This is a genomic window from Deltaproteobacteria bacterium (assembly GCA_019912665.1).
Taxonomy (GTDB): domain Bacteria; phylum Desulfobacterota; class GWC2-55-46; order GWC2-55-46; family GWC2-55-46; genus UBA5799.
In genome coordinates, this window is sequence record JAIOIE010000008.1 from 310,082 (window position 1) to 333,560 (window position 23,479).

General features: G+C 56.2%; 20 protein-coding genes. 6 read left to right on the forward strand and 14 right to left on the reverse strand.

Annotation, left to right across the window (positions count from 1 at the left end; genetic code table 11):
- Positions 1-44: 44 nt before the first annotated feature.
- From K8I01_04135 to K8I01_04145, 3 genes are all read right to left on the reverse strand, one after another.
- Positions 45-962, reverse strand: a complete 918-nt coding sequence (locus K8I01_04135; GenBank protein ID MBZ0219606.1) for a diadenylate cyclase — start codon at positions 960-962, stop codon at positions 45-47.
- Complete coding sequence (locus K8I01_04140) at positions 943-1,743, reverse strand: RNA methyltransferase (protein ID MBZ0219607.1); 801 nt, start codon at positions 1,741-1,743, stop codon at positions 943-945. The genes K8I01_04135 and K8I01_04140 overlap by 20 nt, the downstream gene beginning before the upstream one ends.
- A gap of 126 nt (positions 1,744-1,869) precedes the next feature.
- Positions 1,870-2,925, reverse strand: a complete 1,056-nt coding sequence (locus K8I01_04145; GenBank protein MBZ0219608.1) for a hypothetical protein — start codon at positions 2,923-2,925, stop codon at positions 1,870-1,872.
- Positions 2,926-2,988: 63 nt separating this feature from the next.
- Between K8I01_04145 and K8I01_04150 the strand changes: the two genes are divergently transcribed.
- Entirely contained in the window at positions 2,989-4,296 is a 1,308-nt protein-coding gene (locus tag K8I01_04150; GenBank protein ID MBZ0219609.1) for a hypothetical protein, read from the forward strand.
- A 175-nt stretch (positions 4,297-4,471) separates the two neighbouring features.
- Here the strand turns inward: K8I01_04150 and K8I01_04155 are convergent, their stop codons facing one another.
- From K8I01_04155 to K8I01_04185, 7 genes are all read right to left on the reverse strand, one after another.
- Positions 4,472-5,806, reverse strand: a complete 1,335-nt coding sequence (locus tag K8I01_04155; GenBank protein MBZ0219610.1) for a hypothetical protein — start codon at positions 5,804-5,806, stop codon at positions 4,472-4,474.
- Positions 5,807-5,941: 135 nt separating this feature from the next.
- On the reverse strand, positions 5,942-7,198 hold the full coding sequence (locus K8I01_04160; GenBank protein MBZ0219611.1) for a hypothetical protein: 1,257 nt from the start codon (positions 7,196-7,198) through the stop codon (positions 5,942-5,944).
- 10 nt (positions 7,199-7,208) lie between these two features.
- On the reverse strand, positions 7,209-7,952 hold the full coding sequence (locus K8I01_04165) for a glycosyltransferase family 2 protein (protein MBZ0219612.1): 744 nt from the start codon (positions 7,950-7,952) through the stop codon (positions 7,209-7,211).
- A gap of 237 nt (positions 7,953-8,189) precedes the next feature.
- Positions 8,190-9,209 carry an NAD-dependent epimerase/dehydratase family protein gene (locus K8I01_04170; GenBank protein MBZ0219613.1) on the reverse strand — a complete coding sequence of 340 codons (1,020 nt, stop codon included), beginning with the start codon at positions 9,207-9,209 and terminating at the stop codon, positions 8,190-8,192.
- Complete coding sequence (locus K8I01_04175) at positions 9,209-10,408, reverse strand: nucleotide sugar dehydrogenase (protein ID MBZ0219614.1); 1,200 nt, start codon at positions 10,406-10,408, stop codon at positions 9,209-9,211. Before K8I01_04175 ends, K8I01_04170 begins: the two co-directional genes overlap by 1 nt.
- 46 nt (positions 10,409-10,454) lie before the next feature.
- Positions 10,455-11,957 carry a glycosyltransferase family 39 protein gene (locus K8I01_04180; protein ID MBZ0219615.1) on the reverse strand — a complete coding sequence of 501 codons (1,503 nt, stop codon included), beginning with the start codon at positions 11,955-11,957 and terminating at the stop codon, positions 10,455-10,457.
- Between the two features lie 238 nt (positions 11,958-12,195).
- Positions 12,196-13,086, reverse strand: a complete 891-nt coding sequence (locus K8I01_04185; protein MBZ0219616.1) for a cyclic nucleotide-binding domain-containing protein — start codon at positions 13,084-13,086, stop codon at positions 12,196-12,198.
- 283 nt (positions 13,087-13,369) lie between these two features.
- Between K8I01_04185 and K8I01_04190 the strand changes: the two genes are divergently transcribed.
- Together K8I01_04190 and K8I01_04195 are read left to right on the forward strand one after the other, a co-directional pair.
- Positions 13,370-15,265 carry a tetratricopeptide repeat protein gene (locus K8I01_04190; protein ID MBZ0219617.1) on the forward strand — a complete coding sequence of 632 codons (1,896 nt, stop codon included), beginning with the start codon at positions 13,370-13,372 and terminating at the stop codon, positions 15,263-15,265.
- Positions 15,255-16,718 carry a HAMP domain-containing protein gene (locus tag K8I01_04195; GenBank protein MBZ0219618.1) on the forward strand — a complete coding sequence of 488 codons (1,464 nt, stop codon included), beginning with the start codon at positions 15,255-15,257 and terminating at the stop codon, positions 16,716-16,718. Before K8I01_04190 ends, K8I01_04195 begins: the two co-directional genes overlap by 11 nt.
- Positions 16,719-16,723: 5 nt before the next feature.
- On the opposite strand, the gene K8I01_04200 is transcribed toward K8I01_04195, so the two are convergent.
- Positions 16,724-17,944: a LysM peptidoglycan-binding domain-containing protein gene (locus K8I01_04200; GenBank protein ID MBZ0219619.1), complete on the reverse strand. Its 1,221-nt coding sequence runs from the start codon at positions 17,942-17,944 to the stop codon at positions 16,724-16,726.
- Between the two features lie 399 nt (positions 17,945-18,343).
- Between K8I01_04200 and K8I01_04205 the strand changes: the two genes are divergently transcribed.
- From K8I01_04205 to K8I01_04215, 3 genes are all read left to right on the forward strand, one after another.
- Positions 18,344-18,523 (forward strand): DUF2225 domain-containing protein, encoded by a 180-nt coding sequence (locus K8I01_04205; protein ID MBZ0219620.1) that lies wholly within the window; start codon positions 18,344-18,346, stop codon positions 18,521-18,523.
- 380 nt (positions 18,524-18,903) lie between these two features.
- Complete coding sequence (locus tag K8I01_04210) at positions 18,904-20,112, forward strand: inositol-3-phosphate synthase (GenBank protein MBZ0219621.1); 1,209 nt, start codon at positions 18,904-18,906, stop codon at positions 20,110-20,112.
- Positions 20,109-20,978, forward strand: coding sequence for a sugar phosphate isomerase/epimerase (locus K8I01_04215; protein MBZ0219622.1), 870 nt, complete (start codon positions 20,109-20,111; stop codon positions 20,976-20,978). Before K8I01_04210 ends, K8I01_04215 begins: the two co-directional genes overlap by 4 nt.
- 152 nt (positions 20,979-21,130) lie before the next feature.
- Here the strand turns inward: K8I01_04215 and K8I01_04220 are convergent, their stop codons facing one another.
- From K8I01_04220 to K8I01_04230, 3 genes are all read right to left on the reverse strand, one after another.
- Entirely contained in the window at positions 21,131-21,874 is a 744-nt protein-coding gene (locus tag K8I01_04220) for a DUF72 domain-containing protein (protein MBZ0219623.1), read from the reverse strand.
- 159 nt (positions 21,875-22,033) lie between these two features.
- A complete protein-coding gene (locus K8I01_04225) occupies positions 22,034-22,255 on the reverse strand; it encodes a hypothetical protein (GenBank protein MBZ0219624.1) in 222 nt (73 codons plus the stop codon).
- A 336-nt stretch (positions 22,256-22,591) separates the two neighbouring features.
- Complete coding sequence (locus K8I01_04230; protein ID MBZ0219625.1) at positions 22,592-23,356, reverse strand: hypothetical protein; 765 nt, start codon at positions 23,354-23,356, stop codon at positions 22,592-22,594.
- Between the last annotated feature and the right edge of the window lie 123 nt (positions 23,357-23,479).

Consider the following 23,479-nt stretch of genomic DNA (forward strand, 5'->3'; position numbering starts at 1 on the left):
GCTGATGATTGCATTTTTCGGAGCCGATTGTCAAGCGGCAAGGGTCAAATGGCTGATTCTGTTCTGTTTATGTGCTTGGCGAGCGGCTTTTCGAGCTCGAGGAGGACCTTGCCTTTCCTGAATATCCGGACTATGCCGGTCGAACCGGAGATGGTTATGGCCGCGGCGCCGGTCACGTCGGTTATGCCGGCTGCCGCCATGTGCCTGCAGCCTAGCCCGGGCATGAGACCCTCTTCTTTCAGGGCCGCGTCAAGGTGGATCCCGGCGGCCATGACGACACCGTCCTCCCTTACGACGAACGCGCCGTCAAGGAGGGAGTACTCCTTTATGGTCTCGTGGATGGCCTCGTCGAGTATGTTCCGGGCCTCCTCGGGGTAGCCCTTGAAGGGGTTCATTATGAGGGGGCGTGATAGCTCCATGACCTTGTCGTTGTCGCCTATGACGAAGGTAGTGCCGACGGTCCTCCCCTCGCGGCCCTCGCTCGAGAGCTCGAGCGCGATGTTCAAGACCGCTTCGAGCACCTCGGGCTTGACCTTCCTGAGGAGGTCCATTGAAATGCCCATGGCGCTGAAGACCTCGGCCTCGCGCTCGAGGTCTATTATCATGAGGGTGTCGAGGACGCCGTGGACCGGCAGGCCCGTAACGCAGACGACCTTGTCCGAGCTTTTTATGATACCCTCGGTTACTCCCATGATAAGGGAGAGCTTTACCTGTCCTACCCGGGTTAGCCTTACTACAGGGAGCTTGAGGACCGCCTTCACCTCTTTTTTGAAGCATTCGAGGATGGTCGCGGTATCCGCGTCCTGGGTTACGAGGATAAACTTCTTCTTGGCCCTGGATCTGCGCCAGAAGGTCTTATCCTCCACCGCGTCCACGAAAAGGAGGAGCGCCTCGGCCCTCGCATCCTTCAGGGCCGCGGACGCGCTCTCGAGCATCTTCCTGTTAAGCTCCTGCCCCTGCATGCCTTTTTTCTCCGTCCTCCTCAGGGTTTATCGTTCGCGCCTCTATCTGCGTGAACACTCCCCTGAGCATGTTGACCTCTTTTTGCATGAGGCCGGTCCTGCCGAAAAGGCGCCTGAAGCTTCGCATCATGGCCTCAAGCAGGTACTCCCCGCCCTTATCGCCGTAGCCTATGCCCCGGAGCGTCCTCTCCATGTGCTCGTACATCTGCTCGAGCTCCTCCCTTGGCGCGACCTTTATGGTGGGAGCCTTTGGACAAGCGGCCGTGTACAGGTGATGGCAGACCGTAAAGACCGCGTGAGAAAGGTTTATGGACGGGTAATCGTCGGACGTTGGTATCTCCACGAGCATGTCGCAGAGCGGTATCTCTTCGTTAAGGAGCCCCTTGTCCTCCCTGCCGAAGAGTATGGCTACCCTGTTTGAAGAGGCTAGCCGGAGGATCTCCGGGACAGCCTCGGAAAGGGTTAGGACCGGGTACCTGTGCCTGCCTATTCTCCGAGTTGTCCCGACGAGGACGCGCGGCTCAGGGATGTACGTTTCAAGGTCCGTGAAGACCCGGGCCTCTGCCAGCACGCCGTCGGCCTTGCAGGCCATGGAATAGGACTCGTTATTCCTGTAGTCGCAAGGGTTTATGAGCACCAGGTCGGAAAAGCCGGTATTCCTCATGGCCCTCGCCACACTGCCGACATTCCCGGAACTCTGCGGTTCGACCAGCACTATGGATATATTCCGGCTGACTGCCGGGGGCGCCGCCTTGGGCCTGGACCTGCTCTTCCGTCTCATTGATACGGACTCTCCTTTAATCGAAACGACGATTAAGAGTATAACAAAAAGGAGGTATCTTTGAAATGGCTGACGGGGGCGGGATGGTAGTAAAACGTGAAAGAAAGTGGGTGGTCAGAAGCGTTGTTAAACTATAAGGTCTATCTGCTGGACTGTGCCTGGCGTCAGGTTTTCGGCCAGGAAGAGGCCGGTACGCCTCACCTGTCCGAGGGCGTTATTGCCCTGGTCCCTGACATCGAAGTCGCCTTCGGCATAGCCAAGGTAAACGGCCCCGATACCGAGCTCGCTAAGGCTTAAGAAGGTGTCGTTACCCGGCGCGTCCTTGGTCCAGACGCGGAGGTCCTTGAATACAGGATCGGCCTCGTCTATCCAGTTATTCCCGTCGAAGTCGTATTTTGAAAGCTCTTTAAAGCCGTGGCCGGTCATAGGGCCGAAGAGCTCGCTTCCGTCGTTTACGATACCGTCGTCGTTCTTGTCCAGGGCCAGAAAGCCCGAGCCCGGCCCCGCGAAGGGGATAAGCTCCTGGTTGCCGTCGGCGTCGAGGTCGAATGAGAAGCGCATGGATGTAAGGTCCGCGGCCTTACCGCCATAGTTTATGACAAGAGGGTCAACCGCGTTACCGGCCCTTATGGAGGTGTCGGTCATGGTTATGGAGGCCCTTGCCATGACAAGCTCGAGCGAGAAGCCTATCTCGTCCCCCTCAGCGGTCTTTATAGTGCCTGAGGCGCTGAAGGTCACGGCCTCGAAGCTCGCGGATACCGTGCTTGATTCGTAGGACATGCCCCATTCGCCGCCCCTGCCGGCTTGGCCGGTTTGCGGGTCTTCCGCCTCGGTGTTTTCAGGCGCTTTCGGGACCAGGTCCTTAATCTTTATCTTTGCGCCGGTGAGCGCCTCTATGAGGAGCTTCCTTATGAAGGTCTCGTGGTCCACGCCCCCGGAAATATCTATTTTCCTTTCCAGGCCCCTGTAGAGGGCCTTGGACTTCTTCTTGATAGCATCGAACCTGGTCCTGGCCTCGTCGGAGATATTGAGGACGTCGCGCGCCGGAAGCGGGCGGGCCTCTCCCCTTCCGCCTTCAGGGGGCCTGGGGCCAAGCCAGACCTTGAGCTCGTTCTTTGTCTCCCTGTGTTCCGCCTGGGAGCGGGCAGCGCCCATCTGTATGTCAGAACCCGCGATTATCATACGGTACTTATATCGGAAATAATGGGGCCGGTCTTTAGGTAAAAGACCCCTGCGGCAAAAAAAATGCCGAATCCGGCTTTTGCCTTCGCCCTGACCGATTCCCGATTCGGGCCGGACAATATTCAAGGCGCACATAACGATTCGGTTGCATTTCATTTCAGGAAATGCAACACTGCACGAACTTACGACATCCGGCCTGCCTTTGGCTTTGCTAATGTTTTAGAAGCGTTTTTTCAAGAGAACATGACACAGCATCTGCGCCTACTTGCTTTTTCAGCAATCGCCCTGGCTGGTCTCTTGCCGGTCTTGTTTTATTCGTTTTTCGCCCAACCGATAGACAGCAGATTCCATGAGGCATTCAAGACGGCCTTATTGGCCGTCCCGGCATTCGCAGTCCTGGCCTGCTACAGATCAGACAATTTCTCCCGGAACAAGAGGGCCGTTTTTTTCCTGCTGATACTGCTGACCCTGATGCTTGTCGATATCCACTACATGGATATAGACACAACGAGCAGTTACTTCGGGAATACCACGAACCATTCATGGCAGGTCCGTGGTCATGAAAAAATACTGCTGCTGGCCCCCGATTTCATACCGCATTCATACCGCTTCCTGCCCAATTCGATGATCCGCCTGATCGAATTCCTTACAGGCGACTTCAGCTATGCTCGCTCGCTCTACAGGCATACCTTCATGTTCCTACTGCTGTATTCTATATATTATTACGCGAGGATGTACTGCAGTCAGCCGGCAGCCCTGGTTTCCGTACTGTTCTATGCCGCTATCTATCCCGTAAGCATACGGTTCTATGCAGGGCAATTGACGGACCCCATGTCCCATCTTCTTTTTGTATGGAGCTTTATCTTGATGAAGCAGGACAACTTCGCCGGCTTTTCCCTGACGGTGCTCGTCGGGATCCTTGCGAAGGAATCCATTATCATAATGCCGGCTTACTATCTCCTGTCAAAGATAGCGGCAAAAGAACCGGCTTCGAAGCAGGTCCTCTTGGTTTTGGCCTCAGCCGCATTAGTCTTCCTGGTCCGGCTGCTGATAATTCCGGATCTGGGATACTCCCGCATAAGCGGCGTAAGTTTCTCCCATATATCGGGCAACCTGGCCCAATATCAGATCTGGCCGCGGCAGCTGGCATATACTGTCGGAGTTTTTCTACCGTTTTTCATCCTGTCGTGGAAAACAAGTCCACGCGAGTTGAGAAATCTTGTTCTTTTTATTCTTCCGCCGCTTGTAGTTTCGAACATGATGTTCAGTTGGCTTCATGAAAGCAGGAATCTGATCCCGGCAGTAATACCCATGGCAATAATCACTTCCGAGTACCTGCTTGCCTTGAAAAAACCGCACAGTGATAAATGACACTCGCAAATTTCTGCCCGATCCGCTAGCGGCCCCCCATAGCGGGCACATTCGAGGGCATATCCCGCAAATCTTTCTTCAAAAGTAAATAGCCTTCCCAAAATCAATTAGGCGTCCTTCCTGCCTTGAGACCGGAAAAACAAGGGCAGGTTGCGCAATACTGTTGACAAGAACGTCAACGAGGAGCCCTGGTTTCAAGAAGGAACGGGTTGTACAGGCCTCGCTCAATGGATTCCGTGAGAATATGATGTGCCCTTTCCTTATCCTGACAGAGGAGCGTATCGGCTCCCATCGTCCACAAAGTGATGCTGTTCCTGAACAGGGCGTTTATGGTCTGGATTTTCCCGAGCCCGATGATATTGGCGTTGATATTGAACATAAGAGACCCGGCCAGTACCGCCGGAAAGAACACCTTCGCCAGTATCCTCCTGCCCTGCAGATGCTCAAAAAACGCCATGTACAAAAGTATCGGGAATAACGCCGAGAATATTCTATATCTCGACGAAAGCGCCTGCTCGACACCGAAGCCGGAACGGGTCACGGCAGCTACGGCCGCTGTCAGGAAGACCAAGACAAGCCCGCAGTATACGGCCGGGTTCTTCCTGTAGTAACCCTTGAAAGTAAGGAAGACGAAGAGAAAAATGATTATCAGTCCCGCAAAGAAAGGGAACGGGAAGGACGCGCCGGTGAATGTGACGAAATATTCGAGGGCAATGTCCGGGACCTCCAGGACAGTTTTCATTACGCTCGGATGATGCGCAGGCCTCTCGTAAGACCAGAAATATGAGGCCAGCACGGCGAAAGAGAGAGCGCACCAGACGGCGAGCCCCCTGAAATCCCTCTTAAGGGCAAGCAGCAGTGCGCAGGCGGCAAAGGAAAATATCCCGCTCCCCTGAGTAACGGACGAGAGTGCGGCCAGCAAAAAGGCGGCGGCAAAAAAAAGCCGACCTCCCCTTTGCAGCAATAGAAGCGAGGCAAACGAGAATGGGAGCACATAAAAATTTGAGACCGAAGCCATAGCCCACAGCATGTTATCGCAAAACTGCGGCTGGAAAAGAAAAAGGACCACGGGCATGAAATAAAGCGGCTTCCACTCGGCTGGACGGAACATCCGGTAAAAGACCAGGACGAGGCCCAACAGGGCGGCATTTCCGAAAAAGACCATCGCCCGGAAGTCAACCATGCCCGTGAGCTTGTACATGGCTACCGTAGCAAGGTTCCCGAACGCTATCCTGTGCTCGTTATTCTGGGCGAAAAGCAGCAAGACCCTCTGGAGCGCTCCGTCAGCGTCCTGGTACCTTATCAGAAAATCGAGTATTGCGGAGTAATCGTCCCAGTAGGGGACGTTTACGGCATACTTGTAGATTATGGAATAGAAATAAACCGGGGGCGCCGCGAGCGCGGCAATAATGAGCAACTTGAATGCAACAGCCCTTGTTCTATATATCTTGTACGGCCATCCTCTTTTCCAGCCCTCGTTAGCCGTAACGGCATCAGCATTGCGAATCACACCTTTACTCCCCCGCAAAGTCGCTCACAGAAACACTATAAAGCAATTTAATCAATTTTGGCTTCCATTCGCAACACAGGACTTCAGCTTGAAAGAGATACTGGATTAAATCACGAGTCATAACGTCCGGCGTGCTCACCTGAAATCCGGCTTGTAAATGCCCCGCTCGATGGACTCAAGGAGTATCCGGTTCGCCGTCTCCTGGTCAGGGTACTTGAGCGAGGGCGCCCCGGTCACCCACCATTTCATGCCTTCGGTCAGCAGGTGATAGAGGTTCCGGGCCTTGTGCGTCTCCATCACATTCGCATGGATATTGAACACCAGCGCCCCTGCCATGACCGCCGGAAAGAATATCCGTTTCCAGGGCGTCTTCTCTTTATTGTGCTCAAAAAAAGCCATATACATGAGAATGGGCAAAAGGACAGAGACTATCTTGTACCTCGACGAAAGCGCCCCTTCTATTCCGAAACCTGAGCGCGCAAGCGCCGTTACTGCAAAGGTAAGAAAGACGTATACGAGGCCGCAGTAAAGGGCGGGGTTTTTCCGGTAATAGCCTTTCAAGGTAAGAAAAATGAAAAGGATGGCGAATACGAGGCCAGCTAAAAACGGTAACGGGAAGGACGCGCCGGCCAGCGTAAAGAAATATCGGATGGTATTGACCGGCTCTTCAAAAATAGCCTGCATCACGCTCGGATGCCCGGGGGGCTTCTCGTAAAATCCGAAATACAGGGCCAGCACCACCGCTGAGAGCGCGCCCCATGCAGACAGCCCCCTGAGCTCTTTTTTCAGTGCAAGGAGCAGCGCGCAGGCGGCCAGGGCGAATATGCCGCTCCCCTGCGTGACTGAGGCGAGCGCGGCCAGAAGAAAGGCCGCAGTGAAGAAGGGCCGCCCCCCTCTCTCCAACAAGAGCAGAGCGGCGAAAGTAAAAAGGAGCACATAAAAATTCGAAACCGACGCCATGGCCCAGAATATCGTATTCCCGAACTGGAACTGGAAGAGGAAAAAGACCACGGGGATGAAGTAGAGGGGCTTTCTCCCGTCAGCATGGAACATGCGGTAAAAGACCAGGACAAGGCCCAGCAGGGCGGCGTTCCCGAAAAAGATCATCGCCCGGAAGTCGGCCATTCCCGTGAGCTTGTACATAACGACGGTAGCAAGGTTCCCGAACGCTATCCTGTGCTCATTATGCTGGGCGAAGAGCAAGCCGAGCCTCTGGAGCGCGCCGTCAGCGTCCTGATACCTTATAAGAAAATCGAGAATTGCGGAGTAGTCGTCCCAGTAGGGGACGTTTGCGGCGTATTTATAGATTATCGAAAAGAAATAAACCGGGGGCGCCGCGAGCGCGGCGAAAACGAGTGCCCTCCCGGCGATGTCCCCGACGCCTTTACCCATCCGGCCCTGCTCACGCCTTCCCCGGCCTTTTCGGAAAGGCCGCGTTCCTGAATGCGAAGAAGTACCAGTGCAGGTATCTCGGGAGCCATTTCATGAGCATGAACCTGGACTCGCCCTCCACCCTGTCCCTCCAGATGGAAGGCACCTCCGTCACGCCGTAACCCATGAAATGGGCCTTGAGGACGATCTCCATCCCGAGCTCGAAGCCGCCGGTGCTCTCTATTTCGATGTTACGGAGGAGCTCCTTCGAATACATCTTGAAGCTGTTGGTCGCGTCGTGGGTGGGGATGCGGGCGATGAGATGGAGCGTAAGACCGGCTGTCCTTGAAAGGGCCTTCTTAAGGAAGGGGCCGCCTATCTGTTTTCCGCCTTTCATGTAGCGCGAGCCGCAGACTACCCCGTAGCCGGCCTTGAGCTTCGCGTACATCCCGTCGACCACCGCGAGGTCGTCGGAGAGGTCTGCCATTACTACCAGGACCGCCTCCCTCTCGGCGCTCTCGAACCCGGTCTTTATGGCGTTCAAGACGCCCCTGCCGTACTTATTCCTGACGAGAGTAAGCCCCGATACCTCGCCCCTGGCCGCCATCTCCCGGACCACCGGGAGGGTGTCGTCCTCCTCGAAATCGTAGGCTATGAGGATGTTGTGCGGGGTCCTGACCTTGGCCTTTATTTCGTTCAGGGCCGCCCTGATATTACCGCCCTCGTTGTAAACGGGGATGACAATCGATATCCCGCCCTGCCTCTTACGGCTCATCAAAAGACACCCTGTTAAATTCTTTCCGGAAGCGGAAATTTAGGAGATAATAAAAACAAAAGCCTTCTAAGCTGCAAATAGCTCTGGATACTATGTAGGCAACCTTAAAAATTAGATATTTTTCCCGCAATCAAGGAAGGCCGGGAATAAAAAGCGGAGCATATATGAACAATATGTGAGCATTTTTATTCACGGCCTGACGCAGAGTCCGGGGAAAAGATCAATTTTTAGGGCTGCCTATATTCCGCCCACGGCTATCTGCTTCTCTATCCACGGTATTATCTCATCGAGGGCCTCGGAGAGCGAGGTCTTCGCCTTGAAGCCCAATACCTTTTCCGCCTTTTCTACCGACGGCACCCTTTTCCTTATGTCGTACCTGAAAGGCGGGTCCGAGGTGTACCTGAACGGGACCTCTCCCTTTATCTTCTTCCAGATGAGCTCGGCAAGCTCGAGTACGCTCGTCGATACAGGTGTCGAGAGGTTGAAATCGTCGTTTACGGCCTTCTCGCTCTCTATGCAGAGCCGTATGCCTTCCGCGAGGTCTCCTCCATAGGTATAATGGCGGACCTGTCTTCCGTCGCCGAGTATATGGAGCGGGTCCTGCCCCTTCAGTATCTTCTGCGCGAGGTCGGGGACGACATGGCTCATGGCCATGCTCACGTTCCCGGACATTATCTCCCTGTCCGAGAGGGCCCTCTTCTCGCCGATTCCTACGCAGTTGAAGGGCCTTATGATGGTGTACGGCAGGCCGTACTGCTCGTTCGCTCCCCTTGCGAAGTATTCGCAGGCGAGCTTCTGGAAACCGTAGGTCGAAAGAGGCGGCGGGCATCTCAATTGCTCGCCCTCGGGGGTGGGGAATGTATCCGAGTTCTCGAAGACCATCGACGACGAAAGGACGTTTATCTTCTTCAATTTCCGGTGCTTGTGCGCCCATATGGCGGCATCGAATGTGGAGGCTGCTATCCTCTCGTTCTCGGCAAGGAGGTCGTAGGCGAACTCGTGGAAATAGGATATGCCGCCTATCATGGCGGCGCCTGCCAGGACCTGGTCGCAGTCGGATATGAGCTCCTTCATGAGGGCCGTGTCCTTTGCGTCGCCCTCCCGGAAGGCGTACCTCGGATGGCTGTCGTAGCTCTTCTCCACCTTGCCGTATTTCGAGTAGTTGTCTATTCCCACGACCTCGTGGCCGTTATTAAGAAGCTCCTCAACCACGTAGCCCGCTATGAACCCGGCCGCGCCGGTAACGAGTATCCTCATCAAAAAAGCCCTCCCCTTCCGAAAAAGTTCCAGATGTCCACGAGCATCCTGCCCGATATTTCGAGCCCCTTGTACTCGCTGTGCGGCGTGCCGAGTATCACTATGTCGGACCTCCTCAAAAGCTCGTCAACGGAGACGAACCCGTCCTCCTTTATGTACACGTCGGAACAGACGACCTCCTTCGCCTCGACCTCGAGTATTTTCTTGAGCTTGTACGAGAGGGACTCGCGCTTATCGTCGTTATTGGCCTTGAACGCCATGCCGAGCACCCCGACCGTCTTGTCCTTAAGGCCGTGCCTCTCCTTTATCCTCTGCACGATGAAGTTAGGGAGGCCCTCGTTTATGAGCATGGCCGCGTGGCCCATGAAGAAGTTGTTGTTGTTGAACGCGGCGAGCTGCATGGTGTCCTTGAAGAGGCATGGCCCGGCAGCGAACCCGGCCGACGGGAAGCTCTTGGCGCGCGGGTATTTGTACGTTATCGCGTCGTATATCCTGTAAAAATCGAGGCCGTACTGGGTCGCCACCTGGTAGAACTGGTTGGAGATGGCGAACTGCATGTACCTCCAGACGTTCGTAAATAGCTTCGCAAGCTCCGCTTCTGGCGGTGAAAGGCGAATTATCTCGGCGGCTATATCGCCGAAGAGCGCGCCTGCCTCGGCCCGGGCCTCTTCATCGAACGACGAGACTATCTGCGGAAGGGTCTTGAGCTCCTCGAGGGCGTTACCCTGTGCTATCCGCTCCGGGCAGTAGGAAACCCTGACCTTCTTCCCCGCTTCCCGGAGGAGCTTCTCAACGAGCTCGGTCGTGCCCGGGTAAACTGTGCTCCTGAGGATTATATGCTGGCCGTCCCTAACGTTCAGGGCTATCTCGTCGAAGAATTTCTTGAATATGGTGAACTTGGGGTTAAGGTGCTCATCGACCGGGGTGCCGATGACTATTATGACGAAGCGGCTGTCGGAGATCGACCCTTTGTCGTTGGACACGAATAAAGTCTTACCGAGTACGGGCTTTAGCGCCTCCTCGCCGCCCGCCTCCTTGAAAGGGAGCTTTCCGCCGAGCACCAGCTCGGTCGCCCTCTTGTCTATGTCATAGAGAACGACCTTCCGGCCGGCCCTGGCAAAGGCAATGCCGAGCGGCAGGCCTACGTGCCCGAGCCCGCCGACTATGCATATGTCATGACCGCTTTCTTTTCTTTCCATTCAGGACTCCTCGAATGCCGTAATCAAAAGCGCTGGACGGCCGGTTTCATGCGCCGTCCGGTCCCGACATATAATAAACCTTGCAGCGCTCATATTCCACAATCTTTTTATACCGGTCCAGGCCCAGCCCGGACAGCGTTTCCTTCTGGAAAGACGTGTCGTCCCTGGTCTTTGCACAGAAGAGGACCGCGCCCGTCCTGTATCCGGACAGGTTCTGCGATATATACCTGAAGCCAAGGCCGGGGTTTCTCCTTCTCATCCACTCTGCCATCATGAGGCCGCGCCGCTCGAGGTAGAACGGGGCCTCCGACGACCAGTCGGCGCCGAACGCGATAATCACGTCGTCGGCACGCGTGTAAGCGCCGAAATCCGCCTTCATGTCCGAATAGCTGTAGCCGGTCCCCTGGACGGGCCAGTATTTGGCGGCATAGTGGTATACGGAAGAGACGTATATCATGGAGAAGAGGACGGCGCCGGATATCAATTTCAAGCGGCCACCTGACTCCATGAGCCCGGCGCACGCAACGCCAATGGCGGCCAGGAGGAAGATGCCGTTTGCGTAAGAGTAATAATCGTGCACGAAATAAAGGTTCGTAAATATGAAGAACGGAAGGGCGAAGAGGACCAGGAGCATAAGCACCGCCTTCCGCCTTTCCCGCCCGCAGAAAAGGCCCGCAAGAACGGCTGGCACGATCAGCAGGTAAGAGCCCATGATATTGGTCAAGTCCCTCACGCAGAACGTCCCGTAAGTCCCGACCGACAGCCTCTGCTTCAGGGTCCCGAAGTTCCAGGCCTTGAGCGCGGAAGAGGTCAGGTGCGACCCGAAGGGGTTTAGCGCCTTGTTCCAGTCGGCGTATGAGGTCCAGATGTATACTGCTATGACCGGGACCACGGCACCGAATAGAAGGAGGCGCCAGTTCCTGAGAAAAGCATGACCGTCTCTTAAGTCGCTCAGGATGCGGATTCCGAGTACCATGAGCGCCGCAGCCCAGAAAGCTCCGAAGGTGGTCACCTTGACCATCCCGGCAAGCGCACCGAATGCCGCTGAGAGGATCAGGAGCGCCCATTTGCCTGAAGACGAAGCCCGCCCTTCCGAATAGAGCATAACGAACCAGATATAATAAAGCGCGAGGGCCAGGACAGTAGACTCTATCATGAGGGTGCGTGACCAGAAGAGGTATTGCGGGCTTACGCAATAGAGGGAGAGGACTGCCAGGGCCTGATCTTTACCGAGCTTGAGAAGCCTCAGTATCCCGTAGAGGGGGACGAGGGACGAAAGGAAAAAGAGTATGCTTACTAATCTCCCGGACTGGACGAGCGGGAAAAGGCCTGCCTTGGCCGCCAGCGCTACCGCCCATTGGTAAAGGGGAAACTCGAAGGGTATCGACCAGGGCGGCCCCAGGACCGGGGTCTCATAGGCGAGCCACGGCCCGCCTTTGAGGATGTAGCTTGCGGATATGGCGGTCTGGGCCTGCCGGAAGCCGTGCATCTCGCTTACCGGCCCGTAAAAGCCCTTTGCGCCCGCGAAGACTACAAAGATGAGGCTCAATGCGAAGAGCGCCTTTACGGCCAGTCCCCGCGGACTCGTTTGTCGGGTTACACAAGACACGTCTCGTCAACCCCGGAAGACGCAATGTATTCAGGATTCCGGAATGCTAACACCATCCTGTCAGGGTTGTCAAACAGCTATTGACCGCTCCTTCGGACCGGCGGGGGGAGGCAGTTGTTTTTCAGGCAGGGTTTTAAAACGGTCCGGCCCCTTTTACGGGGCCGTCCGGCCGGGACCGCTATTTCATGAACCTTACGCCGTATCCGTTAACGCCTCCGGCCTCGTTTACCCTTACGACCTTGGCCATTATCTCGAGGCCTGAGGCTTCGTTGTCCGTAAGGACCGAAAGGACCGTTTCCTTGCTGACCGGGTTCTTTATTATTATGTAAGCGCCGTCAGGGCTTACGTTCTCGAAATAAGTCTGCTCAGTGAACTCCTTGCCGGTCTCGTCCTTGCCTTTTACCGAGACCGGGAGCTTGAAGTTGAGCCTGTCCACGCGGCGCCTCTCGGTATGGTTTTCGTTTCCCTCGAATTTCTTTATCTCCTCCATGTTCTTGAGGAAACGCTTTATTATGAGCTGGACAAGGTAGATGCCGAACTTCGGGTTCTGGTAATAGAGCTGCAGGACGGTATTTTCCGGAATGGTGAGAAAGACGGTATCAGCGTCGCATACGACCGTAGCCGTCCTTTTTCTGTTCGGCGAGAAGAGCCCTATCTCGCCGATAAGCTGCCCGTCGGTTATGAACGAGCCTATCTCCTGGAGCCGCACGAGCCCTTTCTGCAGGTAATAGAGCTTGTCCGCAGGGTCTCCCCTCCTGAAGACTATGTCTCCCTTTTTATAGCTCTCTCTTGTCATGAACGGCACAAGGAAGTCTATCGAAAAGTCGCTCGTGGAGGCCTCCTTGACCTTCTTTATGAGCCTCATCATCTGTACCATTCGCGTTATGTTCAGAGGGAAAAGCAGCCCATGGAGTATCAGGAGCGGATAAACATGAGCTATGCTGGCGTAGATGATAAAGACTACGTTTGCCGAGGCGCCCACCGCCCTCAGGGGTATCATCTTTTTCATATAAAAAGAGAGAAATACCAGAGAAGCCGCGAGATAGCCGATGAGGTCGGTCCATTGCATAAGGAAACTCCTTCGGTTTTATCGATCCGCATACATCCGGTACGCGGAGCTCTGCGCCAAACTTCTGACGCCAGAGGGCCTAATATATAAGGAATGCTTTATAATTTCAAATAAATTATTTAGGAAGCCATAGGCATCCCCACGCCCCCGCGTACGCCGGAGAGGGCTCTATTAGTCCTTTTCCTGGCCAGACACGATAAAATAATCTATTGAATAAAATAATCAAATGATGATAAATATTTTGTAAGCACCCCATCATTCTATTCAGGCAAGAGTTTTGATTATGAAAAAGTTCATGGCCTTTCTCGTCCTTGCGTTCCTGTTACCATCCGCCATTCCGTATGCCGAGACAGTCCAGGTGGAAAGCCTTGTGATTGAGCGCTACAGGAAAGCCCTGGAGTCTGACCCGGGGAACGCTGAAGTGCGCCTTCAGCTTTCGATAGCGTACCTCAAGGAGAAATTCTATGACAGGGCGCTCGACCACCTTCTAGTGCTCCGGAAGAGCATGGCCGACGACCCGGACATAAACTATTACCTGGGTATCGCCCACGCCGGGAACGGCGAGCCCGACGAGGCCTTCGCGGCATACAGCGCGGTCGAGAGGCTCTCGCCCCAGCGGGCCGTACCGTTCTACGAGCTCGATAAGGTCTTCTACAACCTGGGGATATCGTACCAGAGAGACGGGGTGCTGGAAGCGGCGCTCGCGGCCTACTCGAAATCCGTCCAGTTGAACGGCCGCACGGCCCTCCCGTACTGCAGGATGGGGGAGGTCTACTTCGAGCTCAAGGACTACGACCAGGCCCTTGAGAACCTGAGCGCCTGCGAACAGAAGTCCCCCGGCGAAAGCAGGGTCAGAAGACACATCGCGTCCGCCCGCCTTGCGCGGGGCTTAAGCCTCACCGGCGAAGGCAGGTACGAGGAGGCGCTCGTGGATTTCAGGAAGGCGTCCGAGCTAGACCCGGAGAACGAGAGCGCGGTCTACTTCACGGGCTACGTCCATTTCAAGCTGCTGGATTTCAGGCAGGCTCAGGCCGTGCTCGAGAAGCTCGACAAGCCCGAGTCGCCGGAAATAATCGAAAACCTCCCGGCTCTCCTCCAGAACATCGGGATCGAACTGCAGAAACGTGGCGACTGGGAAAAGGCCGAAAAGGCGCTCGGACAGGCGGTTACGCTCAGGAGAAAATCGCCCGACTTGCATTACCTGCTCGGCGTAAACCACGAGAACACTGGCGACTATGCCGGGGCCGCCTCCTACCTAAAGGAGGCGCTCGTGCTGGCCCCTGAGCACCAGAAGGCAAAGGTGGCCCTCGCGGTAGTGACCGAGAAGCTTATCGAGGGCCATATAAGGCGCGGCGACGAGGCGCTTGCGGCACGGGATTACGAAAGAGCGCTCCATTCCTTTGACCTCGCCCTTCAGATGGATCCCGTAAACATGAGGGCGGCCAATGGAGCCAAGGAGGCGGAGTCCCACCTGAAGGCCACCAAGCACGAGGTCCTCAAGAAACGGGCCGAGGAGGTGGCCTCGAAGCTCGGCACGGCCAATAAATACCTCAGGCAGGAGAAATACATAGAGGCCATAGCCGCATACCGCTACATACTCGCGTTCGACCCGGCTAACGAGGCCGCCGCGGAGGGGCTCGAGTCCGCGGACCGGCTCGCCAAGGAAAAGACGGAAAGGCACAGGCTCGCCGGGGACCGGTACGCGAAGGAAGGGAACCTGCAAATGGCCCTTCTCGAATACCGGAAGGCGTTCGGCTACGACCCGGGGAACCCGGCCGTGCAGGCCGGGATAAAGGCCGCCGAGGAAGAGCTGCGGGCCCGCGTAAAGGCGCTGATGGACAAGGGGGTCCAGTACGAGAGCAGAAATAACCACGCCGAGGCCGTAAGGGCGTACAATGAGGCCCTGAAGCTCATGCCCGAAAGCAGCGAGGCACTCGAGGCCAGGACCAGGGCCGCCGCCTCGGTCAGAAAGGTCGAGGCCGCAAAGGCGCCGAAGCCCGCCAAGGCCGACTTCGAAAAGCTCTATTTCGAAGGCATCGAGCTCTATACCGAAGGCAAGTACGTGGAGGCCATAAAGAGATGGGAGCGCGTCATAGAGCACGATCCCGGCCACGAAAGGGCCCGCCAGAACATAGATAGGGCCAAGAAGAAACTCGAGGGGGTCATGAATGTCAAATAGGCTCGCGCCGTTCATATTCAGCATAAGGACCAAGTTCCTCCTCATGGTCCTCTGCTTCACCGCCGCGCTCATGCTTACGGTCCTTAACCTGATAAACTACAGCGTGGGAGACATAGTGCTCGAGGAGAGCCTTGAGAAGGGGCTCGCGGTGGCGGCGGGCGTCGCGGCCACGAGCGCGGACCCGCTACTTACCCAGGACGACCTCACTCTCTTTACGAACGTCAAGGACGTCACCAGGAACAAGGGCATCCTGTACGGGATGATAATAGACGGCGGGGGGCGCGTTATGGCGCACAGCGACATCGCCCTCCGAGGGAAGGAACACCTCGATCCGCCCGGCGCGACAGTATTCAGGGAGGGGCAGGGGTACTCCGTCAGGACCTATGATGGGGAGGACGGGCTGGTCTACGACATATCCGTCCCGATAAAGAGCCTGCGCCTGGCGGACAGCATCGGATACGTCCGCATCGGCATGTCGAGGGGGTTCATCGACAGCGCACTTGAGCGCGTAAAGAAGCACGTAAAATACCTCACCTACCTGGGGCTCTTCTTCGGAGGGGTCGGGGCGGTGCTCCTTACGACCGTGGTCGTGAGGCCCGTAAAGGACCTCGTAAAGAGCGCGAAAGCCATCGGCTCCGGCGACCTCGACTACAGGATAGAGGTGAAGCGCAGGGACGAGGTCGGGGTCCTCATGAACGCCTTCAACGAAATGGCCGGCGAGCTCAAGCAGAAGCAGTTCATAAAGGAGTCATTCGGACGCTATGTGGCCCCCGAGGTCCTCGACATGATACTCTCCAACAGGGAGACGTGGTTCAAGGGCAGGAAGACCGAGGTTACCGTGCTCTTCGCGGACATAAGGGGCTTCACCTCCTTTTCCGAAAAGACCGACCCCGAAACGCTCATAAACATACTGAACGACTACTTCACCCTTATGACCGGGGTAATACACAGGAACAGGGGCTATGTAGACAAGTTTATCGGGGACGCCATAATGGTCGTCTTCGGCTCGCCCGTACATTACGATGGTCATGCCTTCCAGGCGGCACGCTGCGCCTGCGAGATGCAGGAAAAGCTCAAGGGATTCAACCGCGAACGGCTCCAGGGAAACCATATCGAGATAGGCATCGGGATAAACAGCGGAGAGGTGGTGGCCGGGAACCTGGGCTCCATCCAGAAGATGGAGTACGCCGTAATCGGCGACAACGTCAACATATCCTCGCGGCTCTGCAGCGCGGCGAAGAGGGGCGAGATAATCATATCGAAGAGCACCTACGAAAACATAAAGGCGAACGAGTTCAAATACTTGCGGCTTGACCCCATATCGGTAAAGGGCAAGTCCGAGCCGCTGGAGATCTTCAGCCTCATCCCCAGGAGGAGCCCGGACAGGCCCGTGGAAGGTGGCCCGTCCATGCGGAGGCAGTACTCAAGCCCCGAATCAGCAGCAAAGGTCTAGGCTGCTTAAGGCGCGCAGAGTGCCTTAAGCCAGTTGTCGGCCGACTTTACCGTCCTCGTCATGTCGCCTCTCGCCTCGCCAACGGCCAGCGCCATGTCTTCCTGGTTTATGCCCCTCTTAACGAAGATCTTCGATTCCGGGACTATGACGTCAGGGCTCTTGATGCGGGAGGCGTTATACCTGTAGAGTATGGGCCAAAGATAGGGGTTCCCATATACGTTTTCCCTTGAGGCTATGCCCCAGAGCGTATCTCCTCTCCTTACGACGTATTCCTCGAACGAGCCGTCCGCAGGCCCGGGAGGCATCCAGCCCCTGCCGCGGTCAGGAACGGCCGTTCCGTAGATGTCCGCCAGGGTCTTCATGTACTCTATCTTGCTCCCGAGCGAGCCGAGGTCAGCCCCTTTTATGGATGCAACCTTCACAAAGGGGTCCTCTTCCTTAATGCGCGCGTCTCCGGGCTCCCTCTCAAGCGCCCGGAGGCGCGCCTCTGAATACATTTTGTCGAGCTTCTGGGAGATGCTGGAAGTCTCGACCTCTATCATCTCGGTCTCGGCGGCCATGGTGTCCTTCATGCTCCGCCTCAGGGCCTCTATGTCGGAACGGAGCCTTGAAATGCTTGCGGTGCCGGCTTCTTCCAGCCCGTCAGGCCGCCCCCCGGCTGTAAGAGAGGCCTCCATGCTCCTGGCTGCGTCCTCCATGTTCACAAGGGCCTGCATGGCCTCGGACCATTTATTGTCGACCATACTCTTTTTCCTCGAAAGCGAGGAAAGCCGGACCTCCAGCTCCGTGAGCTCGTCGCGGAAGCCGCGCGCGCTCGCATCCCTCATGCTTTCCTGCATCTTCTCGAAAGAGAGCATGAACTCCTCGTTCTCGCTCTCCGTTTTGCGCTCTTTCCGGACCAGCTCCTCGTTAAGCTCGCCGAGTTTAGTCTCGGCGGTCCGGAGCCTGCTCTCAAGGGCGTCCCTCTCGGATGCGAGTACGGTCCTTTCGCTCTCTTTATCCTTCAGGGCCTGCTCGATTTCCTTGATGGCGCTTGCGAGCCGCTTTTTTTCAGCCTCGTAGCTGAGGTTCAGCTCCTCTATCCTGAGGTCCCTTGCCTCGATCTCTTCCATGAGCTTCACCGACTCGGCGTTGCTCCTTGAAAGCGCCTTCTCGACCGTGCCTTTTTGCGTGTCACTGATGAACCAGGTGACCGCCAGTATGAGCGATAAAGCAACTATAGCCATTTATCCGTCCGGAATTTAATAAATTCGTACACTGTCCGGCGCCATATTGAAATACGCCGGCCCCTCGCGCGCGAACCGCGCAAAGAAAATCAACGCAAGCGCCCCGAGATACCCGCACGGATAATCTCGCATGGAGGGCTTTTCAGCATTAAAAAAATTGGATTGGAAAGCGCAGGTGTTTAAAATTCTACATACAAAGGAGCCGCCGTGTCAAGTAATAGTTGCATCTCGTTTAAGATGACGGATTAAGGTCAATTTTTGATGTAACATGTTCCGGCGTCAGGAATTCCGCACAGAAACGAGCCGAAGGCCGCAACAACCCCACGCAAGCCGGTTACAGTTGCCATCCCGCTCCATTTTGTGATAAAAAAAAAGAATTGAATCCTGAAGGAGTCTTTGATGGCCGACGTCATAATAGACATAACCTGCCCGGTCTGCGAGAACGTCTTCAAGAAAAAGGCGCGCGAGCTGAAGGACGGCGCAGTCATAAAATGCCCGAAGTGCGGAGAGCAGACCACGATAAGAGGGAACATGTTCACGGACATGGTAAAGAACCTCGAAAAAGGCGGGAACGCCTGAGCTTTCCTTCCCGGGTACTGCCTTAACCTCGAGCGCGCGGCGAGCCTTCAGAGGCCCGGCCCCGCCATCCTTTCGCATTTCAGAGCGCCTTCCCGGCTTCTTGACAAACACCGTTCTTGCCATAGAATCCAATAAGGGTAACCGAGCCGGGTCTTGACCGGCAGCCAGCCCAGGAGCACTGCGTCCCGGTCCAGCGCCATACGGGACGCAATCCTTAACCCCCCACAGAGAAGAAGATGACCGGCCCTGCCTGGTCCCGAAAGGCGAAAGGGGCCCATGGAAAAAACGGGCCCGGTGCCTGGAAAAAGAGGAGGCCGGGATGGTACGATTTCTTATGCTGGCCGTCATCGCTGGTCCTGTCCTGAAGGCGCGCCCTGTCAATGGGTAAGACAGGGGTGTTCTTCATAGGCGTCTCTGGCTATATAGCGACGGCCGTCATCGCCGGTGCCCTGGCCCTTAAAAAGGGACTTTCCGACAGGACCGGCATGGTGACGGAGCTTCCGCACTTCGGCGGGCTCGCGCTCGCAGAGCCCGAGGAGATGGCCTTTGGCGGATGGGACATAAGGACCGGCTCTCCTCTCGAGAGCGCCATCTCCCTTTTCAAGTCAGCCGGACTCCCCTCCGAGCTACTCTCCGCCATCGAAGGCGGGCTCATCGAGGTCTCGCCTAACATCTGCCACGGCATAACCACGAACTGCGGGAAGACGATAGAGCTCCTTTCGGCCGATGCCGCAACAGAGCGGGCCATGACCCTCGAAGCGCAGGCACGTAAGCTCAGGAAGGACATAGCCGGGTTCAGGGAAAAGAACTCGCTCGACTGCGTGGTCGTCGTGAACCTCGCCTCGACCGAGCCGCCCCTCGAGGCGAAGCCCTCGCACCAGACGCCGGACGGTTTCGAGGAATGCATCGAGGAGGACCGTTCGGACGAGGTCCGCGCTTCCGCCATCTACGCCTATGCGTCCATTCTCGAGGGCTGCCCGTACATAAACTTCACTCCCTCGAACGCCCTCCTGCCGGCGCTCGTAGAGCTTGCCGGGAAAAAAGGCGTGCCGGTCATGGGGAACGACGGAAAGACCGGGGAGACTCTCGTCAAGTCCGCACTCGCGCCTATGTTCCTGTACAGGAACCTCGTAGTCCTGAGCTGGGAGGGGGTGAACCTCCTGGGAAACATGGACGGAAGGGTCCTGAGCGACCCGGAGAACAGGGAATCGAAAATAATCAGCAAGGACGGGATACTCCACAAGGTCCTGGGCTATACCCCCCACTCAAGGGTCCGCATCGATTTCGTCCCCTCGCTCGACGACATGAAGACCGCGTGGAATTTCATCCACTTCAGGGGCTTCCTGGGCTCCCGCATGACCATGCAGTTCATCTGGCAGGGATACGATTCACTGCTCGCGGCCCCCCTAATACTCGATCTCGTAAGGCTTTCGGAGCTTGCGAAGCGCAGGGGCGAGGGCGGCCCCATGACCCACCTCGCCTCTTTTTTCAAGGCGCCGGTCGGCGTGGACGAGCACCGTTACTACAAGCAGGCCGAGATGCTATTCAGGTACGCGGAAAAAGCAAAAGAGAGCGGGGTGCATACATGAGGTTCTCATTCAGCACTAACGCGTTCACGGATTACTCCGTATTCGAGGCCGTGGAAAAGATAGCCGCGGCAGGGTACGAGGGGGTCGAGATCCTCGCCGACATCCCCCATCTCTACGTGCACACCCTGAAGGAGCCGGAGCTTAAGAGGCTCAAGGCGGTCCTCGCCCGGACCGGCATCCAGGTCTCGAATATAAACGCGAATACCGTCCGGGGATACTACGAATCCGGGGCCAACGAGCCGCTCTTCGAGCCGTGCCTCGCGGACCCCGACCCCGGCGTAAGGGCATGGCGTGTGGACTATACCAGGAAGTGCATAGACCTCGCGAAGGCGCTGGGCTCCTCAAATGTAAGCGTGACCTCCGGGCCGATACAGCCCGAGACGACTCCGGAGGAGGGTATCGAGTTCCTGAAGGGCTCGCTTAAGAGCATCATGCGGTACGCCGAGGAGAAGAGGGTGTTCATAGGCCTTGAGTACGAGCCGGGTCTCCTCATAGAGTCCGGCTCCGAGCTATCGTGCCTCATAAGCGAGATAGGCTCGCGCTTCCTGGGCGCCAACCTGGACCTGGGGCACAGCCACGCGCTCGGAGAGGAGCCGGAGTCAACAATAAACCTCCTTGACGGCAGGATATTCCACGTCCATCTCGAGGACCTGAAGGGCAGAAAGCGCCTGCATCTCATGCCTGATACGGCTGAAATAGACCTCAAGGGACTTCTTTCGCTATTCGAAAGGCGCTCTTACCGCGGCTTCATAACCGTTGACCTCTACGACCCCAGGAGGCCCGAGGAGGCCGCGAGGAGGACAATAGAGTTCCTGCGTGCCTTGAAGCTCTGTAACGGCAGCATGCTTAAAAAGACGTCGCATTGAGAAGCAGGCGCGCGCTATTTAGAGCAACATCTGAAAATTTGAGAGTTTTTCCCTTTTCCCCGGAAAGCCGGGAATAAAAAGCGGAGCATATATCTTATATGTGAGCATTTTTATTCACGCCATGACGCCGAGTCCGTGGAAAAGATCAATTTTCAGAAGTTGCCTTTAAGGCCCAACATCCCCTTGAGCCTCAATGCATCCGCTGCCGCGTACCCGGCCTCGTCGTTATCGAAGTAGCAGTACACGGCCTTGACCTTGCCCTTCCATTTCCTTATGAACCCGGCCCAATCCAGGAGCGTTTCATCCGAATACCGCCCCCTGTATTTGCCTGCCGGGCCGTGGAGGCGCATGTAGATGAAATCCGCGGTGACCTCCCTGGGCGAGAGGAGGAAGTCGAAATCGAAGATGCAAAAGGCGCAGTTATGCTCCTTCAAGAGCCTGTAGACCTCGGGATTGAACCAGCTCGGGTCCCTGCATTCGAATGCGAACCTGAAATCCCGCGGAAGGGCTTCGAGGAAGATCGCGAGCCTTTCGGTATTAAGGTTCCACCTGGGAGGCAGCTGAAACAGGATGGGCCCGAGCTTTTCTTCGAGCACCACGGCGCGGTCCATGAAGTTCCTGACCGGCTCTATCGGGTCCTTGAGCCTTTTCACATGGGTTATGAAGCGGCTCGCCTTGAGGGCGAAAATGAACTTTTCGGGGCTTTTTTCCTTCCAGTGGGCGAAGGTGGTCTTCTCGGGGAGCCTGTAAAAGGAGTTATTTACCTCGACGGTATCAAATCGGGTGGAGTAGAATTCAAAGAGCTTCGATTTTGAGATATCCTCCGGATAGAACGGCCCGATCCAGTGGCCGTACTGCCATCCGGAAGTCGCTATATAGACGCCTTTCTCTTCCATGCAGGCCTCCTGTCCCTGCGGCCCGTACGAAACGCGACCGGAACCGGCTTGGGCTTTTTCGGCAGCCTGAAAAAAAACGGCGGATGTTCCGGGGGTCTCCCCCCTTCCGATCCGCCGTTTTCGGTAGAGACCAGGGCGGCTTGAGGCCGCCGGTCGGGTTTAGTTCTGGGCCGGAGCCTGCTGCTCAGCCGGAGGAGCGGTCTGGTCGGCAGGAGGCTGCTGGTCAGCCGGAGGAGCGGGCTGCTGGTCGGCCGGAGGAGCGGGCTGCTCAGCTGCCGGCGGGGCCGGCTGTTCCTGGGCCGGTTCCTGCCTCTGGCAGGCGGTCACGAGTGTCGAGAGGCCGAAGAGTGCTACTACGAGAGCGAATCCGAGCTTTTTCATTTTCTTCTCCTTTGAAAGTTTTTTGCTTCTGGTTTAACTGACCCTGGCAAAATCCTGATGCAACGGTTTTTCAAACCCCCCTGAAAGGATTCACCCGCCTCCTTCCCAAGGGGCCTACTTCACCTCGCAAAACCCGTAGGCACATATATTCTCCCTTATATAAAAAATCCTTTGCCGGACTGCTCCGAAAAAGGATTTAATTTAAAACCAGGCAAGATGCCGGAACTATCGGAATAATGGGCACGAGGATAACCTGAATCATGTCCGGTGTAAATAGAAAAAAAGCGGTTTCCGCCCTGTAAATGATTTTTTTATGCGCGCTCCCCTGGACCCTCCTCATTCGACCCTGATCCTTATCTCTTCGGAAAAAAGTATCCTGCCCGAAGGCCTCTGGAAGAATCCCGCCTTATCCGTATTTTCCGTTCCGTAGAGGAAAGCGGCGGCCAGCGTGTAGACGCCGGGCGAAAGCGGCGCCTTTAGCCTGTAAGTGACGGTGCCGCCCGGGAGGCTGTCTCTTTCCAGGTCGAAGCTCTGCCCCTCTATGGCCACATAGTTGAGGTTCGTTGGCAAGCCCTCGGACCTTTTCTCAAACCAGCTCCTCTGGGGCTTGCCGTCCTGCCCCCTGACCTCTGGTTCGCCCATCACCTGCCATCCCGCGGATGAGACCGGCCTGGACTGGAACCTCAGGGCCCTGTCCACGAGCATGATGCCGATTACCGGGCCGTTTCCTCCCCTCGCCTTGACCTCGACAATCATCTCGGCCCCGGCCTTTACGCTTTCCGGGGCCGAAATAGTCACAGACGACCGGGAATCTATGAGCCTCGCGACCCTTATGACCTCCTCTTTCTCCTCATCCGTAAGCTCTATATAAGGAGAGGGCGGCAGTTTGGCGCGCACAAGGCCATAGTGCTTGGCAAGAGGCCCCTCGATCTTCGCTAAATCAGGAGGTACCTCCGGCATGTACTCGGCCTTCATTGCGGAATGGCACGATGCGCAAAACGGGCCGGTATCTGTCAGGTACATGGGTGTGCCGTTCGGGTATGCGAACGCTGCCGACGGGGCGGCAACGGCGAAAAGCAAAAAAAATACGGCCTTTCTCATAATACCGCTCTCCTTCTTTATTTTAGGGGGGATTAAAATGCATTATGTTGAATCTACACCGATATTCAGGCCTGTCAAGCTTGACGAAAGCCAAGAAATACAGAATATTTAGTTCATGCCTTC

Bases quoted from the DNA above. Each gene is read 5' to 3' on its own strand.
- K8I01_04200 (MBZ0219619.1), bottom strand. From the start codon at position 17,944: ATGGCTATAGTTGCTTTATCGCTCATACTGGCGGTCACCTGGTTCATC.
- K8I01_04150 (MBZ0219609.1), top strand. From the start codon at position 2,989: ATGCCGAATCCGGCTTTTGCCTTCGCCCTGACCGATTCCCGATTCGGG.
- K8I01_04225 (MBZ0219624.1), bottom strand. From the start codon at position 22,255: ATGAAAAAGCTCGGATTCGCTCTCGTAGTAGCACTCTTCGGCCTCTCG.
- K8I01_04210 (MBZ0219621.1), top strand. From the start codon at position 18,904: ATGGGTAAGACAGGGGTGTTCTTCATAGGCGTCTCTGGCTATATAGCG.
- K8I01_04175 (MBZ0219614.1), bottom strand. From the start codon at position 10,408: ATGGAAAGAAAAGAAAGCGGTCATGACATATGCATAGTCGGCGGGCTC.
- K8I01_04220 (MBZ0219623.1), bottom strand. From the start codon at position 21,874: ATGGAAGAGAAAGGCGTCTATATAGCGACTTCCGGATGGCAGTACGGC.
- K8I01_04230 (MBZ0219625.1), bottom strand. From the start codon at position 23,356: ATGAGAAAGGCCGTATTTTTTTTGCTTTTCGCCGTTGCCGCCCCGTCG.
- K8I01_04205 (MBZ0219620.1), top strand. From the start codon at position 18,344: ATGGCCGACGTCATAATAGACATAACCTGCCCGGTCTGCGAGAACGTC.
- K8I01_04165 (MBZ0219612.1), bottom strand. From the start codon at position 7,952: ATGAGCCGTAAGAGGCAGGGCGGGATATCGATTGTCATCCCCGTTTAC.
- K8I01_04190 (MBZ0219617.1), top strand. From the start codon at position 13,370: ATGAAAAAGTTCATGGCCTTTCTCGTCCTTGCGTTCCTGTTACCATCC.
- K8I01_04135 (MBZ0219606.1), bottom strand. From the start codon at position 962: ATGCAGGGGCAGGAGCTTAACAGGAAGATGCTCGAGAGCGCGTCCGCG.
- K8I01_04215 (MBZ0219622.1), top strand. From the start codon at position 20,109: ATGAGGTTCTCATTCAGCACTAACGCGTTCACGGATTACTCCGTATTC.
- K8I01_04195 (MBZ0219618.1), top strand. From the start codon at position 15,255: ATGTCAAATAGGCTCGCGCCGTTCATATTCAGCATAAGGACCAAGTTC.
- K8I01_04185 (MBZ0219616.1), bottom strand. From the start codon at position 13,086: ATGCAATGGACCGACCTCATCGGCTATCTCGCGGCTTCTCTGGTATTT.
- K8I01_04170 (MBZ0219613.1), bottom strand. From the start codon at position 9,209: ATGAGGATACTCGTTACCGGCGCGGCCGGGTTCATAGCGGGCTACGTG.
- K8I01_04145 (MBZ0219608.1), bottom strand. From the start codon at position 2,925: ATGATAATCGCGGGTTCTGACATACAGATGGGCGCTGCCCGCTCCCAG.
- K8I01_04160 (MBZ0219611.1), bottom strand. From the start codon at position 7,198: ATGGGTAAAGGCGTCGGGGACATCGCCGGGAGGGCACTCGTTTTCGCC.
- K8I01_04140 (MBZ0219607.1), bottom strand. From the start codon at position 1,743: ATGAGACGGAAGAGCAGGTCCAGGCCCAAGGCGGCGCCCCCGGCAGTC.